The sequence below is a fragment of the Streptomyces sp. NPDC048565 genome, from assembly GCF_040650935.1.
Taxonomy (GTDB): domain Bacteria; phylum Actinomycetota; class Actinomycetes; order Streptomycetales; family Streptomycetaceae; genus Streptomyces.
In genome coordinates this window covers 102,604-117,135 of sequence record NZ_JBEZIH010000022.1, presented here as the reverse complement: position 1 = coordinate 117,135, position 14,532 = coordinate 102,604, and the positions used below count along the sequence as shown (strand labels likewise).

14 protein-coding genes are annotated in these 14,532 nt (G+C 69.1%); 4 read left to right on the top strand and 10 right to left on the bottom strand.

The features are described from left to right. Nucleotides 1-44: 44 nt before the first annotated feature. The 7 genes from AB0C75_RS25235 to AB0C75_RS25205 form a co-directional block, all read right to left on the bottom strand. Nucleotides 45-383, bottom strand: a complete 339-nt coding sequence (locus tag AB0C75_RS25235; RefSeq protein ID WP_362893972.1) for a DUF6233 domain-containing protein — start codon at nt 381-383, stop codon at nt 45-47. Between the two features lie 3 nt (nt 384-386). After that, on the bottom strand, nt 387-740 hold the full coding sequence (locus AB0C75_RS25230; RefSeq protein ID WP_362893971.1) for a hypothetical protein: 354 nt from the start codon (nt 738-740) through the stop codon (nt 387-389). A 184-nt stretch (nt 741-924) separates the two neighbouring features. After that, a complete protein-coding gene (locus tag AB0C75_RS25225; RefSeq protein WP_362893970.1) occupies nt 925-5,142 on the bottom strand; it encodes a trypsin-like peptidase domain-containing protein in 4,218 nt (1,405 codons plus the stop codon). Nucleotides 5,143-5,203: 61 nt separating this feature from the next. After that, the gene (locus AB0C75_RS25220) at nt 5,204-5,545 is read right to left on the bottom strand and encodes a CU044_2847 family protein (RefSeq protein ID WP_362893969.1); all 342 of its coding nucleotides are present in this window, start codon (nt 5,543-5,545) and stop codon (nt 5,204-5,206) included. A 238-nt stretch (nt 5,546-5,783) separates the two neighbouring features. Beyond that, nucleotides 5,784-6,356 (bottom strand): hypothetical protein, encoded by a 573-nt coding sequence (locus AB0C75_RS25215; protein ID WP_362893968.1) that lies wholly within the window; start codon nt 6,354-6,356, stop codon nt 5,784-5,786. After that, nucleotides 6,338-6,577: a hypothetical protein gene (locus tag AB0C75_RS25210; RefSeq protein WP_362893967.1), complete on the bottom strand. Its 240-nt coding sequence runs from the start codon at nt 6,575-6,577 to the stop codon at nt 6,338-6,340. The genes AB0C75_RS25215 and AB0C75_RS25210 overlap by 19 nt, the downstream gene beginning before the upstream one ends. A 2-nt stretch (nt 6,578-6,579) precedes the next feature. Then, a complete protein-coding gene (locus AB0C75_RS25205) occupies nt 6,580-7,620 on the bottom strand; it encodes an NADP-dependent oxidoreductase (RefSeq protein WP_362893966.1) in 1,041 nt (346 codons plus the stop codon). Nucleotides 7,621-7,735: 115 nt separating this feature from the next. On the opposite strand from AB0C75_RS25205, the gene AB0C75_RS25200 reads away from it, so the two are divergent. Further along, nucleotides 7,736-8,626, top strand: coding sequence for a LysR substrate-binding domain-containing protein (locus tag AB0C75_RS25200; RefSeq protein WP_362893965.1), 891 nt, complete (start codon nt 7,736-7,738; stop codon nt 8,624-8,626). Between the two features lie 202 nt (nt 8,627-8,828). Here the strand turns inward: AB0C75_RS25200 and AB0C75_RS25195 are convergent, their stop codons facing one another. From AB0C75_RS25195 to AB0C75_RS25185, 3 genes are all read right to left on the bottom strand, one after another. Next, on the bottom strand, nt 8,829-9,209 hold the full coding sequence (locus AB0C75_RS25195; protein ID WP_362893964.1) for a DUF6009 family protein: 381 nt from the start codon (nt 9,207-9,209) through the stop codon (nt 8,829-8,831). Between the two features lie 130 nt (nt 9,210-9,339). Then, entirely contained in the window at nt 9,340-10,887 is a 1,548-nt protein-coding gene (locus tag AB0C75_RS25190) for a phage/plasmid primase, P4 family (RefSeq protein WP_362893963.1), read from the bottom strand. Next, entirely contained in the window at nt 10,884-11,903 is a 1,020-nt protein-coding gene (locus AB0C75_RS25185; RefSeq protein WP_362894008.1) for a bifunctional DNA primase/polymerase, read from the bottom strand. The genes AB0C75_RS25190 and AB0C75_RS25185 overlap by 4 nt, the downstream gene beginning before the upstream one ends. Nucleotides 11,904-12,728: 825 nt before the next feature. Here AB0C75_RS25185 and AB0C75_RS25180 point away from each other — a divergent pair. The 3 genes from AB0C75_RS25180 to AB0C75_RS25170 all read left to right on the top strand — a co-directional run bounded on the left by AB0C75_RS25180 (nt 12,729) and on the right by AB0C75_RS25170 (nt 14,485). Further along, on the top strand, nt 12,729-13,247 hold the full coding sequence (locus AB0C75_RS25180; protein WP_362893962.1) for a hypothetical protein: 519 nt from the start codon (nt 12,729-12,731) through the stop codon (nt 13,245-13,247). Between the two features lie 174 nt (nt 13,248-13,421). Further along, a complete protein-coding gene (locus tag AB0C75_RS25175; protein WP_362893961.1) occupies nt 13,422-13,991 on the top strand; it encodes a SigE family RNA polymerase sigma factor in 570 nt (189 codons plus the stop codon). Continuing rightward, on the top strand, nt 13,988-14,485 hold the full coding sequence (locus AB0C75_RS25170) for a PASTA domain-containing protein (protein ID WP_362893960.1): 498 nt from the start codon (nt 13,988-13,990) through the stop codon (nt 14,483-14,485). Before AB0C75_RS25175 ends, AB0C75_RS25170 begins: the two co-directional genes overlap by 4 nt. Nucleotides 14,486-14,532: the final 47 nt, after the last annotated feature.

The window sequence follows — 14,532 nt, the reverse complement described above, 5'->3', positions numbered from 1 at the left end:
ACGGCCCGCCCGAGGCCATGACCCGTGGTGCCGGCGGTGCGGCCCTACCCGGTCAGGCCTGTGTCCGGGCGGCAGATGTCGCACGGCTGGATGTCCGGCTCCGCCAACGCGATCATCGCGTCCTCGCGGCTGATGTACCCGGCGTTGGTCGGGTACAGCGTGCAGTTCCCGCGGTGCAGCAGAGCCAGCGCGTTCGAGCGCTGCGGCTGGATTTTCCACCGCAGCGCGGCATGCGCTGCGTCCCGGCGCCGCTGCTCCCGCTCCTCCTGGACTTCGAGCTCCCGGACGCGGTTCCTCACCTGCCGCAGCTGGTATTCCAGCCACTCGGCCAGAGCCCTGTTCTTCTCCAGCGGGGTCGGCTCCCGGTCGGCCGGCGACGACACTGGCTACGCCCCGTCGGCCGGCTCGTGTGCGTGCTTCAGCGCCGCGCGCGCCGCGACCAGGTCGCGCTCCACCGTGTCCCAGAAGGGGTGGGTCATCACGACGACGGAGAGGTCCAGCAGCTCCTTGCGGAACCGGGCGACCTCGGAGTGCTGCTCGTCCGTGTATCCGGGGCTGTCGGCCTTTCCGGGACGGCATCCCGAGTGGAGCTGCTTGTCCCCCTCCCACCCGGGCGTCGGCTCGGCCGACCACGGCAGGGAGCGGGCGTACTCGTCGTACGCGGAACGCATCTTGTGGAGAGCGAGCTGGGCGTCGCGAAGGTCCTGGGGGAAGTCGAAGGCAGGGGCTGTCTTGGGCACAACCATAATGCTACGTCTGTTCGATTTCGGGATGCGAATGCCACACCGGACGCCAAGCCGAGTGACGCACGGTCGCCGCCGCCCTGGCCCACTGCGTGACGTCCAGGGTGGGGAACCACGCGACCGTCCACAGCCGGGGCCGCGAAGCCCGGCCGCCGAGCCCTGGGTGATCCTGTTTTCCGGGTCAGCAGGTCCTGCGGTAGGGGGCGTCGGGGATGTGGGCTTCCCATTCCCGCTCGGTGAGGGAGCCGCTCCTGGTGCAGAGGTCCCGGATCAACTTCGCAGGTGACACGGTGTGTGTGAGGAATCTGCCGTCCTGGTCCACGCTGGTCAGCGTCGAACCGTCGGGTGCGAAGGTGACCGCGATGACCGAGCCCAAGGGGTCCAGGGTGCCCGTGAGCGGAGGGCCGAGCCGACTGTGTGTGCGGCTGTCCCACACGGTGATCCGTGGCTGCTCACCCGCGTCTTGGTGCACCGTGGCGAACAGACGGCCGTCGGGCGAGACGGCGATGGTCTGACCGGACCAGACGAACACCTCCCCGGTGCGCAGGTCTTCCCCTGTGGGCAGCAGGGTTCGGGCGTCCAGGGTCCTGAGGTACGGCTGGTAACCCTGCGGATAGGAGTAGACCGTCGAGCCGTCGTCGCTGATGGCGTTCATCTGCAGGTTCCCGGCGCTCTTGGTGATGATGCGGCCGGACGGGAACGCGACCCGCCCGAAGTTGGGTGCGGCGATCACGGACGTGCCGCTGGGGTCGAAGAGGACGGCTGCTCCGTTGCCGTCGTAACCGAGCTTCGTGCGTATGTCCCGGATCCGGTGCATGGTGGTCAGGTCCCAGAAGCTGAGCGCGTTGGTCCCGTCGGGCATGACGACCTGGGCTGCGAACGACCGATTGTCGGGTGAGAAGGCAAATTCCTGCTGCGCCCCGCTCCTCTGATCCCAGTCGAGCGGAGTGGGGAGAGTGCCGAGCTTCTTCTTCTTGGCCAGATCCCAGATCTCGACTTCGGGGATGCTGCTCTGGACGGCAAGGAGGCGTCCGTCGGAGCTGAGGGTGGGGTTGTCCGCCGTCGCGTCCGGGCTGGGGATGGTGGCCCGCTTGGTGTGCGTCAGTGGGGACCAGATCTCGATGTCGCTGCTGTTGAGGAGCACAAGAGTGCGCCGGTCGTCACTGACCGCGCTGTCCGTGTAGAACGCGCCTGTGCCCTTGGGCGCTTTGGTGACCGTGGTGGTGTCGAGTGAACGGACGGCACCGTCGATGCCGACACATCGCAGTTCCGAGCCGTCGGCTGTGAAGCGCAGGCCGTTGTCGCTGAAGCACTCGCTGTCAGTGGTCGAGTAGTGCATGAGGGGCTTCGTCTGGCCCGGAGAGACCGTCTCCCAGATGACACCGCCTTGCGCGAGGTACCGGCTGTCCCGGCTGAAGTGGAGGGGGTACAGCGAGGGGTCGTCGCCCCCGGTGAGCTCCGTGTCCCAGTAGCCCTCAGCACGGTGGTACACGCGGACCTCCCCGCCCTTCGCACTCAGGGCGGCGAGTTTGCCGTCCGGGCTGAAGACGACCGGGCCGGGAACATCCTTGGTGCTGAGCTTGAAGTCAGGAACGGGGATCTTCTTCTTCGTCCGGGTGTCGTACCAAGTGAACGGCTGCCCCTTGCCGTTGGGATAGGGGAGGGAAAGTATGCCTTCGTCCGGTGAGAACGAGGTGTGCCAGACGGGAAAGCTGCCTCCGGTCGTGGTGATGATCTTCTTGGCCGTGCGGGTGTCCCAGATCGCCATGGTGGGCTGCGTATCGGCGTCGACTCCCTCGGTCCGCAGATAGGTGCCGTGAGGGCTGAGCGCCACTCTCGGCTGGTTCACGTCCCTGCCGCTGGGGTAGGTGTGCGTGCCCAGGGGGTGCGCGTCGGTGGCATCGAGCAAGCGGGTCTTGCCGTCCTCGGTGCTCACGGCGGCCGTCCTGCCGTCGGCGGACAGCGTGACGTAGCGAACCTTCGACCGGGCGTCGTAGCGTCCGGTTTGTCGGCGGGTGTCTACGTTCCAGATACCGACGCGGGTGCCGCCGGCGGCGATGAGGGTGTGCCCGGTCTCGTCGAGGGCGGAGGTCGACACGACATGGCCGGGAAGCTTGAGGACCTCGTCCTCAAGCTGATTGTTCAGGGTGAACAGTGCGGACCGTGACTCGGGTGTATCGCCGAGGCGGGCGGAGGCCACTGCCAATCGGCGGGCGAGCTGGGGGTCGGTGCGGCGGAGCGACTCGGCGGTGCCGGCCACCTGGGCGGAGGCCGCGCGGTCGCGCTGACCGACGACTGTCTGTCGCTGTTGGACGGCGACGCCGGCGGCGATCAGGGCGAGGGTCAGTGCCGTGGCGAGGAAGACGTTGATGCGTTTGGTGCGGCGCAACTGTGAGCGCTGATGCTGCCGGCTGGTTTCCAGCAGCACGGTGATTTCCTCCGGGAGCGGGCGCTGATCCGCCCATTCCTCTCCCTCCGCGAGGAGGGAGCCGTTCAGCAGGTCTCCGGGAAGCTCGCTCCGCGCGTGGCTGGCCTGCTGGTCGGTGGCGCGCTGCAGCCAGACATGGAACTGCCGGTCCTCGGCGACCCAGTCACGCAGGTCTGCCCAGCCGTGAATCAGCGCGTCATGGATGAGTTCCGCCGCCGGCTCCCCAGGGGGCTCGCCGACGGGCGTCGTGGTGCCATCGGTGGTGATGATGCGGTAGCGGGTAAGTGCCGCGACGGCGTCGTCGAAGACGTCGTCGGTGTCGGAGCCGGGACGTCTCGGTTCGGCGGCCAGGGCACGCAAGCGCGTGAGGGCGACTCGCCGGCGGGTCGCAGGGATGCCGCCGGTCTCGTCGGCCGGCCGCACCAGTGCGGTGAGGATCCGGCGGGCGGTGGACTGCTGGTCCGCGGGCAGTCGGTCGAGGGCATGGTTGCAGGAGCGCGAAAGGCTGCCCGTGACCTTGCCCATCTGCTTGTAGGCCTCGTGGGTGAGGCGGCCGTCGTTGTCGCGGCGTGACCACAGCTGGCGCAGAGTCAGTTGCAGAGGCGGGAGCAGCGTGACCGGTGCCTGCCGTGCCACCGGGTCGATCTCCAGGATGTCGTCGACGATCCGGTCCGCGAGGTCGGGCGCGAGAGGCAGACCGACAGCGGCGGCGGGCCGCGTGATGATCTCTTGCAGGTCGCGGCGATTCAGCGTCTCGGGGACGTTGCACAGTCCGGGCAGGGCGACGGTCATCAGGTCGGGGGCGAGGGTACTGAGGGGAGCGTAGAAGTCATTGCGCATGACCAGGAGCACGGTCACGGCTGCGTGGGACCTGCTCAGCTCCACGAGCTGGTCGATGGCTCGCAGACGCCGGTCCTCGGGGTGTGTCTGCGAAGGGCCCGCCGACTGGGTGAGGAGTTCCTCGAACTGGTCGATGACCAGGAGCAGATGGTCGTGGTCCGGCTCGCGGTCGAGGCGGGCCCGCACCGCGCTCGTCAGACCTTCGGCCACCGCGCCGGGCAGCCCGGAGTCCTCCAGCTCGGTGAGGAGGTCCTGGCCGGGACGGGTCCGCAGGGCCAGCCAGCGGTCACTGCCCGGAATTTCCCCCTTGGCCAGGGCAGGCAGCACGCCCGCGTTGACCAGTGAGGACTTTCCCGCCCCTGAGGGGCCGAGCAGCATCAGTAGCCGCCGGTTTCCCCTCAGGGTCGCAAGTACGCGCTCCACCGCGGCCTCGCGACCGTGGAACCAGTCGGCCTGCTTGTCGGTGAACGGCTCCAGTCCCAGATACGGACACGCCGTGTCCTCGGCCAACTCGGGCCGGACGTCCCGCAGCACCTCGGCCGGGGTCGCGAAGGCGGTGCCGAGCCCTTTCAGATGCCGGTCAGGGGAGGCGATGGAGGTGACCATGCCGATCGTCAGCCCGGTCAACTCGTCCACGACCGGTCCGCCGCTGAATCCGGTGGTGAGGTCGTTGGCCTTCGTCAACTGGAGCAGCCCTCCCGTGGCGCCGCCCCCGGGTAACAGGCCGCCGGCCTCCCCGTACCCGAAGCGGCCGCCCGGCGGCGCCTGGGAGGGAAATCCGTACGAGAAGACCCGGTGTCCGTGGGAGCCCGCGCTCGCGCCCACGGGCATGCCCTGGGCCCCGGGCGGCACTGACCGGAGGCGGAGGACGGCGACGTCCTCGGCCTCCGGCGCCCGCCATTGCTCGGCGACCACCGACGCCATGACCCGCGGTGCGTCCGGCAGGAGTGGAAAGAGCACCTCCACCTGCCGTCCGGGGTGCTGCCCCGCGGCATCGACGACATGCGCGCAGGTGAAGCCAGTCCTGTCCTCGGTCAGGAAGCCCGCCCCGGCGATGCCTCCGTCCGGCGCGAGAACCTGGAAGACGCCGTTGTGAATGGCTGGTTCACCTGAACCGGCAAGGCTGTTCACGTCCTCCCGGGAGGTCATCGGGCGGCCGCTTCGCTCCTGTGCCGACGCGGTCCCCGCTTCTTCACGGTGCGTCCTGCCCGGAGTCGCCGCGCTCCCACACCATGCGGACCTTGAGGTGGAGGGCCGCCTCCCCTGCCGTGATGACCGCACCGGCCTTTGCCGACAGGTTCACCCCGAACTCCACCTCCACCTCCTGGGGCCCCGCCTGCCTCAGCTGGTCCAGCACCGCCCGTGCCGTCTCGCGTACGGGGACCAGCGTCTCGTGCAGGGTCCTGGGCAGTTCGCGCACCGCGTCACCGACCCGCCCCGCTTTGACCGGCCCGTCGAACTCCGGTGCGCCTTCCACCTCTTCCAGCAGAATCGCCCCGCCGCCTTCCAACGGCATCCGCGCAAGAGCGGGCACTGTCTACCTCCTTGGGACCTCCACAACGGATCTGATCCATTTAACCGGAAACGTCTCCCGTCGGCCGCCGGTCTCTCCGCTTCCCCGGAGACCGCCACATACGGATCAGGCGGTTCCGTGAGCTGGTTCGTGGGTCGGAGGGTCTGCCCAGCGCACCCCGTCCGCCCTGGGCCGAGGCGGTCCAGATCCCAGAAGGGCTTGACCTGATGCCCAGCGAGGGGCCGGGCGGTGCAGCGGCTCACCCCGTGAGTTGTCCGCGTACCTTCTGCAGCTGCTCCACGCTGACCGTGCCGGCGTCCGGAAGACCCGCGCTCTCCCATACGCCCTGGGCGCGCGCCACCACACCGTCGGCGTCGTCCAGGACGACCTTCTTCGCCATGTTCACCGAGATCGCCCCGTCGCCGAGGTCCACGAGGTGGGCGAGCATGCGCACGTTGTGCTGCCGGTTGCCGGTCTTCTCCTCGTTGTACCGGTAGATCAGCACCCACCGTCCGACAAGGGAGCGAGCCCGCTCGATCAGCTGACGGCCGCGGTCGGTCTCCTCCTGCTCGGTGCGGATGTTCTCCGCGTCGCCGGACGGCGGCCGCAGCGTGAGCAGGCCGCGGCGGCTGGTCTCCTCGACCTCGACCTTCTCCAGGAAGGCGACGAACGTCTTGGCGCTCTCCAGCCGGTCGACGTCCTGCGCCGCCTGCTTGGCAATCATGTGCAGGTCCACCGTGAGGGTCTGTACGCGGCGGCCCCAGGCAGCTTCCTCGCCGGGCTGACACGGTCCGGCGGCCTGGGCGGCGGCGATCACAAGGCTGTAGTCCACGCGCCCATCATCGCGCGCGGCACCGACATCTCCGCGGACGGCCAGGCCCGGCCCTTCGCCCGGCCTCGCAACACCGCCGCAGCACCACTGGGCAGCATGAACGGTGCCTTGGCGTGGATGTTGAACGCGGCGTCGAACATCTCTTCCGGGGTGGACTCGGTCGGCGCGAAGCCCACGCCGCACCCGAAGGGGAGGTCCCCGCGTTCTCGCCCATTGTTCACTCTCAGAGCTCCACCAGGACCGCTCCCACGTGGTGGCCCTCGACCAGTTCACGCAGTGCCCTGGGGGCGTTGTCGAGGCCATGCAGCCGGGAGTGCGGGAAGGTCAGCGTACCGTCGCGCAGTCCGGCGCCGAACTGCTCGTGCCACTCGGGGATCAGGTCGAGGTGGTCCGCGTGGAGGACGTTGCCGCGCAGCGTGATGCCCCGGGTCAGCAGAGAGAAGGTGTCGATGGCCGTCGTCGGGGTGCCGGAGTCCGCGAGCTGGGCGCCCAGCGCCCCGACGAGGCCGATACGGGCACCCCTGTTCGCCACGGCGATCGACGCCTGGAGCTGATCGCCGCCGACCGTGTCGATCACCGCGTCGACGCCCTCCGGAGCGGCAGCGCGGAGTTGCTCCTCGATCGGTCCCGCGCCGCGGAGGACCACGGCGTCGTAACCGAGTTTCTCGCGCAGGATGTCCGCCTTGCGCTGCGAGCCGGCGCTGCCGATGACCCGCCGGGCCCCGCGGAGCCGGGCGGCCTGTCCGGCGAGGGACCCGACACCGCCCGCGGCGCCGGTGACGAAGACGGTGTCCCCTGGGCGTACCTCGGCTCCGCGGGTGACGGCCATCCAGGCGGTGGGGCCCTGAGACAGGTAGGCGGCCGGGTCGGGCAGCAGGCCGGGATCGACGCGCTGTGCGGCGGTGGCGTCCAGAAGGGCGAACTCGCGCCAGCCCAGATCGTGTTGCACAAGGTCCCCGGGGGCGAAACCGGTGCCGGGAGCGGACACGACCTCGCCGATTGCGGGGCCGTACAGCGGACCACCGAGTGCGAAGGGGCGCATCGGCACGTCGGTCGTCTCGTCCATGAGCGTCCGCATCACGGCGGCCACGCTCATGACCCGGGTGCGTACGAGGAGTTGGCCAGGCTGTGGGGAGGGGATCGGGACCTCGACGCTCTCGAAGAAGCTGTCCGTGAGCGGTGCCCCCGGCGCGGGGCGGGCCGCCAGCCGGATCTCGCGGTGGGTGCGTGGGGTGTGGCAACGGTCGGACGGTGCGGTGCTCATGGCGGTCGGGCTCCTGAAGAAGTGGGCTCGTGCGCCTTCCACGATCCGTCTCCCGATAGATCACGTCCAACGAATGATTTTGCTCGCAACCATCACCCTGAGAGATAGTAAAGGGATGGAACTGCGCCAGTTGGAGTGCTTTGTCGCGGTAGCCGAGGAGTCGAGCTTCACGCGCGCCGCCGCCCGGCTGCACGTCGTGCAGTCGGCGGTGTCAGCGACGATCGCGGCCCTGGAAGGTGAACTGCACACCAGACTGCTGGAGCGCACGTCCAGGCGGGTCAGCCTCTCGGACGCGGGGCGCGCGTTGCTGCCGAAGGCCCGGGCTGCCCTCGATGCCGTCCGGGACGCGCGTGACGCTGTCGACGACGTCAACGGTGGCGTCGGCGGCACCCTGCGCGTCGGGACGCTGAGTTCTCTCGGGGTGATCGACCTGCCGGCGTTGCTGGGCCGCTTCCACCGCGAGCATCCCGCTGTCTCCGTGCGCCTGGCCACCGCAGCGTCGGACGGCGGCTCCCCCGGACTCCTCGACGCGCTCTCCGAGGGCAGGCTCGACCTCGCGTTCGTGTCGATCCCTGGCTCGCCGCCGCCCGGCGCGCAGTGGAGAGAACTCACCGTCACGCCGTTGGACCTCGTCGTTCCCGCGGGCCACCGGCTTGCCGCCCGGAGCCGGGTGGCGCTCGGGGAGTTGGCCGGTGAGGCGTTCATCGACTTCCCCTCCGGTTACGGCAACCGCGCCGTGACGGATCGCGCGTTCACCACGGCCGGACTTCGACGCCACGTCACCATCGAGATCACCGCCATCTTGGCCGGTGCCGACTTCGTGCGCCACGGCCTGGGTGTCGCTCTGCTGCCCCGGGGCAGTACCGAGCCCGGCGCCGACCTCGTCTCGCTGCCCGTCACCGGCGCGGACCTCAACTGGCCGATCTCCCTGGCCACGCCCGGCAACCGTGCCCCCAGCGCGGCGGCCCGCGCCTTCGAGCGCTTGATCGACCTGCATGTGCGGTGACGCGGCCGCCTCGTACGGGGAGCCGAGCCCTCCGCGTGCCCGAGGGCTTTCGCCTCGCGTGGAAGAACCGCAGGTCAAAGAGGTCCAGCCCGTTTCCGTGTGGCGACGGGCTCCGCGCCCCCGATGGTTCCCGAGGCCGTGAGCGCCAGGAGTCACCGGAAGTCCCCTCGAGCCGGCCGGCGTCCCGACGGGCCGAGCCGCGTCAGGAAGGCACTATCTCGTTTCTGCGTTTCCCCTGCGAACGGGGGGTCTTCTCCCCCACCCGGCGCGGCTCGATCGTCCGCGGGTCGACCGCCTCGCCCGGGGCGCCCTCCTTGTAGAGGCCCTCGGGGTCGTTCGGTCTGTCGTGCGGCAGAAGGAAGAAGGTACGGCGCTGAAAGAGGCCGCTGTCGGGGTTGGCGTCGGCACCCTTGTCCAGCTCCGCGTAACCGACCATGCGCCCGTCGCGGGCGTAGCGGGGCTTCCCGGCGCGGCGGGCGCTCTTGTCGAGCGCCTGACGGACGTAGTCCAGGTCGTCGAGGTCCTCCAGCCACACCACGTTCGCTTCGTGTGCGAGCTGGCTTTCATGCAGCAGCGAGCTCATGGACGCAGCTCCTTGTCGGTGATGTGGTGATGTAGGTGCGTGCCGCCGGTCCGTGCGGACCGGGCGTTACGACGGCCTGGAACATTCCTATGGTAGGACGCCGGCCAGGTTCTGGGCAGATTGCCTGGGCTCATGGGCGTCCACCTGCCGGCCCGTCAGGCCGGACGACGTCGTCCGGCATCAACGCCAGGGCGGGGTAGTACTTCTTGCCGCTGGACTTCAGCATCTCGGCGGGGGACGCGAGTCCGATCTCCTGCCGGATGCGGCCGGCGAAGGCCCGGGCGGTGTCGGCCCGGATGCCCTCCGAGCTGCACCAGCTGGTGTACGTCGCGTACAGCAGGCCCTGCTCGACGCGCAGGTCCCCGGTGTCGGGGCCCTGGCGGGTGCAGCACTCCCCCAGGAAACGCCCGATGTGGTCCTCGGTGGTCTCGTACGCGGCGGTGGCCAGGCGTACGGAGGACGGACCGCTCAGCGGGTCGCGGCTGGTGAGATAGCGGATCGCGCCCTGGATCAGCCAGTGCAGGATCCCGGGGCCTTCCTCCTGGACGAGTTCGCCGGCCAGGTTGTCGATCTTGCGGTCGGCTGCGACGACGCGTTCGAAGGGAATCAGCCGGATACGGCGCCAGAACGCGTGCCCGCCGGTCCCGACCTCCGGCTGGTGGTTGCCCAGCAGCCAGAGCTTGTGGGTCGGGGTGAAGCTGAAGTAGTCCTGCCGCATACGGCGGGCCTTGATCTTGTCCCCGCCGGTGAGGAGCTTGACCCGGGCCTCGTCGAACTTGTCGTTGGGCTTGAGCTCGCTGCAGACGAAGATGCGGCGGCCGTGAAGCTCCGTCAGTTCCGTGGAGTGCTCGGCGAAGTTGCCCTTGTCCATCAGGAAGCCGGGCGGTGCCGCGTCGGCGTAGTCCCCCATGACCTGGATCATGACGTCCAGGAGGACCGACTTCCCGTTCGCGCCCTTGCCCCAGAGGAAGGGCAGGACCTGCGCGCCGACATCGCCGGTGATGGAGTAACCGAGCAGCAGGTGCAGGAAGTCGATCATCTCCTGGCCCTTGGCGTCGGCGCCGAAGGTGTCGTCCAGGAAGGCGTGCCAGCGGGGCGTCGGCATCGCCTGGGGAGCCACCTGGGTGGCCCGCGAGTGGAGGTCCCGCATCGGATCGGGCTTGTGCAGGCGGCCGTTACGCAGATCGACGACACCCGCGGGCGTGCACAGGGAGTAGGCATCGCCGTCGAGGACGTCGGGGTCGAGGCTGAGCACGGGCGCGGCCTTGGCCTGGTGGAGCAGCGCCTTCATGCCGCTCGTGGACATGGTGCGCCGACGGTGCTGGGCGATCTCACGGTCACTGAACGTCCCGCGGGGGTCGGTCGGGGACATCTGCTCGGCCATGTCGCCCGCGGCCCACAGAGCGGCCTTCTCGCCGCCCACGCGCTTCCATCTGAACTGGTCCCAGCAGTACCAGCCGAGGCCTTCCACGTGACGGAACTGGTCGCCGTAGAGCTGGGCGAAGAGCTTCGCGTTACCGCGGTCGGTGAGCATGGGCGGCAGCAGAACCGGTGCGTCGGCCGCGGCAGGCGCCTGTACCTGCTGGGGAGGAACCCACGCGGGGGCAGCAGCCTCGAGGTCGAGCATCTGCTGAGCGGCGGCGGCCGCATCGAAGCGGCTGCTCTCGGCGCTACTCATGCGAGTCCTTTGGGGTGGAACGGGCGGCTGGCGCCTGCGGAAAGGGCTGCGTCGATGATCGTCTCATTACGGCGGTTCTGGTGGGGACGAGCATAATGAGCGGCTTCTGCCAGCTCTTGCCGGGCTTGGGCCTGATTCAGGTGCCCCGCTCCGGCAAGCCCTCCTGCCGTGTACGCCGCCCGGTTGAGCTTCTCCGTGAAGCCCGTGCCCTCCGCGTGGACGGCACATTCACGAACGGTCTCGATGAGCGGCTGCAAGAGCGCCTGCACGGCGCCGGTCCGTGAGTGCCGTGTCCCCCTGCTGTGCGGCCGCGGACCGGGAACCGGCGACACGGGCGCCACGTGCCCCGTACGCGTCAGTTCAGCGGCCAGCCAGGGCGGGAGCGGTGCAGGGTCCCGTACGGCGCCCAGAGGCGCGTAGAGGCCCGCTGACGTACGGGTGGTGGGGGCCACGATGTATCCCCCGTGCGCTCGTACGTCGACCTGCCAGGCGAGCGCGGTCCTCGGGCTGGAACCCGTGGAGGAGCGATAGCGGACAGCGGGCTCGGAGTTGACGTACCAGATGTGCAGTCCCCCGGACGGCGTGCGGACGCGCAGGGTCGTCTCGTCGTCGGCCGGGTTCGGCTCCTGCCGGTAGGCGGCGAGGAGGGCCAGCGTGTCGAATCCCGAGGCCAGCCCGGCGAGATCCACCTGCTCGGGGATCCTGATGCCCGGCAGGAGCCGGTCACGGGCGGGTACCTGCGCGGCGTGGGCATCGACGTCCAGGACGACGAGATGGGCCGGGCCGCACGACACACCTACGCCTGCACGGGGCTCCCGGCTCCACCAGGCATCGATCAGAGCAGGGTCGGTGGTCGCGCTGTGGAAGCCGTGGCACCACAGGCCTCGTTCATGACAAGGGCAGCGTGAGGGTTCGTGGCTGCGGCCACGGCACTGCTCACAGTTGGCAGCCGGCGTCTTACGTCCCGGCGTGAGCGGGTGGACCGGCCACTGACGGCCTGCGAGCCACCTGGCCACGTCCGCGGGCCGCGGCTGCTGCGCGACTCCGGAGGAGGCGGTGTCGGCGGGGCGCTGCACTGTTCGTCGGTCCGTTCCTCTTGTATGGCCAGGATGGGGGTCCTCGGCTGAGTCCCTGGCGTTTTACCTGTTCAGGTGGGGTGCAGCAAGGAGCGGAGGGACTCAAGGGACTGACTTTCCCTTATAGCGGACCGAGCCTAGCGCACGGGGATGCCGCTCCGTGGGAGGCGTGAGCACTTATTGCGAAATCAGTCCCTTCGGTCCCTCGGGCCAGAGCTGTACGCGGAGACGCCGTGGATCTTCCTGCCGGGCGGGCGGCTGACCCCTCTGCGGAGGGACTGAAGGCCTGCAAGGGGCGAGGGACTCAACGGTCCCCTTTCAGTCTCTGCCCTATTTTCGCAGGTCAGAGCACTTATGGCCTGGAGGGGAGGGACTGAAGGGACCCATTTTCCTAGTTATCAGCGCATCAGAGATATGTAAGGGTCAGTCTTACGTACGCGCGTATACACGCGCCTGCACGCAGCTGGAACAGGGAGTTTCGGTCCCTTCGGTCCCTTCAGTCCCGAGCAGATCGCTCTGACCTCGGCTTTTGCGGAGGGACCGAACGAGGCAGGGACTGAACGAGCTCGGTCCCTGCTGCTCCGGGGAGCAGCGAGCACTCTCCGCAGGCGCAGAGAAGTGTCCAGCCCCCTCCCCCATGGCGCGCCCCGCAGGCGTCTTTTGTCTTTTTGTCTGTACGGAAGCAACGGCCGGCTGCTGTGGGCCAAGGGGCAGCTGCCTGTGGTCCGTTGTCTGGCGGGCCCGCCGCCTCGTTACGGTCTGGGCATGACGAATGACGGTGTTGTCGTGGATGAAGCGATCCGTGCCGCGTGGGACTCGTACCGGGTGTTGGAGAAGCGCACGTCCGCCGAGGACCGGCAGAAGGCCCAGGAGCGGGTGCAGGCTGCGGTGGACGCCTACGGGCACGAGGAGGTGTCCAGGGGCACGGTCTTTCTGGTGGGTGTGCTGACGGGGTACCTGATCGCCGAACAGGGGGTCGGCGCCGACCGTCCGGACCCGCTCAGCGATCTCATCCCTGCTGTGATCCGCCGACTTCCCACGTTCGAGATGGCTGACCCCGTTCAGGTGCCGATGGTCACGGGTGTGCTCATGGCTGCGGCGATGGGGATGGACACGGTGGCGTGGCGCGACCAGTTCGGACGGGTCCCGCAGGAGGAGGCCTTGGTGCACAGCTTCGTTCTGTGGCTGCTCGCTGACCTTTTCGACTCCATGGCCGAACAGCCGGGCACCATCGACCGGCTGATGCGGGAGACCTTCGACTCGATGGCGGCCGAAGGAAGCTGACGTGCCGCCGGTGCCCGGCTACCGCACTGCGTTCGGCGTGGGCCCTGGGCGGGCTGCTGCTCTTGATCGCCCCCGCTGCCGGCGATCGCACAACGTGACCCAGGTCACTCCATGGCCGTGCAGCAGTTTCGTGGGCTTCCCCGTCAAGGAGGGGTGACAGGAAGGGAGGAGCGTGTGGATCTGGCAGCCAAGTGGGCAGTGGGCGCAGAGCGCGGCGGGGTCGAGTCGGTCGAGGGAGACTTCCACGGATTCGTCGCCGCCCGGTCGGCCGCGCTGTTCCGGGGAGCATTCGTCCTGACGGGCAACCGAGACGTGGCGGAGGACCTGGTGCAGGAGACCTTGGAGCGGGCGTGCCGTAAGTGGCGCACCATCAGCGCCAAGGACGCCCCGGACGCGTACGTACGGCGGATCATGGTCAATCTCGCCAACGACCGCTGGCGAAGATTCCGGCGTACGGCTCAGCACCCGGTCGACGGCGATCAGGCCGCGCCGGGCGACGAGTACGGACGGGTCGACAGCCGGGACCAACTGGTCCGTGCTCTCCAGCAACTGCCCATACGGATGCGGACGGTGGTGGTACTGCGGTACTTCCACGATCTGTCCGACGCTGAGATCGCGGCCGACCTGAAGATCTCACCGAGCACCGTCCGTTCCCAACTGGCTCGTGGCATCGACCGGCTCAGAAGCCAGTTCCCCACACCCGCCGCCCCTTCATCGCAGCAGCTCATGGAAGGAACGCGATGAGTACGTACGAACCGTGGCCTTCCGGCTGCACACCATTCGAAGAGGAACTGACCGACGCTATGAACAACTTCGCGGACTCCACCAACGCACCGGCCTTCGACACGGTCGGCATGGTCCACCGCACCCGCCGCAGGCGGACCGGACTCATCGCCGGTTTCGCCGCCGCTCTGATCGTGGCGGGGGGCGGCACGGCGCTGGCCTCCATGACCGGTGCCTCGCAGACATCGGTGACGCCCGCCGCCACCACCGTCGACCATGACAGGACCACCCTCCTGCTGGGCGGCGTCACGAAGGAGCCCATCGCCATCGACCTCACGGGCATGAACCTGGAGATGGCCAAGGCGCCGTTGCTCAAGGCTCAGCTCAAGCTCGGCACGGTCACCGAAGTGAGTATCCCCGGCTGCAAGCCGACCTCGGTCGTCGAGGTCAGTCCCCACAGCCCGAAGATCGTGAGCGAGGGCGACACGGTGAACGTGAAGCTCTGCGCGGGCTGATCGGACAGGTAGCCCGGGTTGCGTGGTTGTTGTCCGCGGACAACAAC

Coding starts and splice junctions, on each gene's coding strand:
- AB0C75_RS25200 (WP_362893965.1), top strand. CDS start 7,736: ATGGAACTGCGCCAGTTGGAGTGCTTTGTCGCGGTAGCCGAGGAGTCG.
- AB0C75_RS25170 (WP_362893960.1), top strand. CDS start 13,988: ATGAGTACGTACGAACCGTGGCCTTCCGGCTGCACACCATTCGAAGAG.
- AB0C75_RS25195 (WP_362893964.1), bottom strand. CDS start 9,209: ATGAGCTCGCTGCTGCATGAAAGCCAGCTCGCACACGAAGCGAACGTG.
- AB0C75_RS25205 (WP_362893966.1), bottom strand. CDS start 7,620: ATGAGCACCGCACCGTCCGACCGTTGCCACACCCCACGCACCCACCGC.
- AB0C75_RS25180 (WP_362893962.1), top strand. CDS start 12,729: ATGACGAATGACGGTGTTGTCGTGGATGAAGCGATCCGTGCCGCGTGG.
- AB0C75_RS25190 (WP_362893963.1), bottom strand. CDS start 10,887: ATGAGTAGCGCCGAGAGCAGCCGCTTCGATGCGGCCGCCGCCGCTCAG.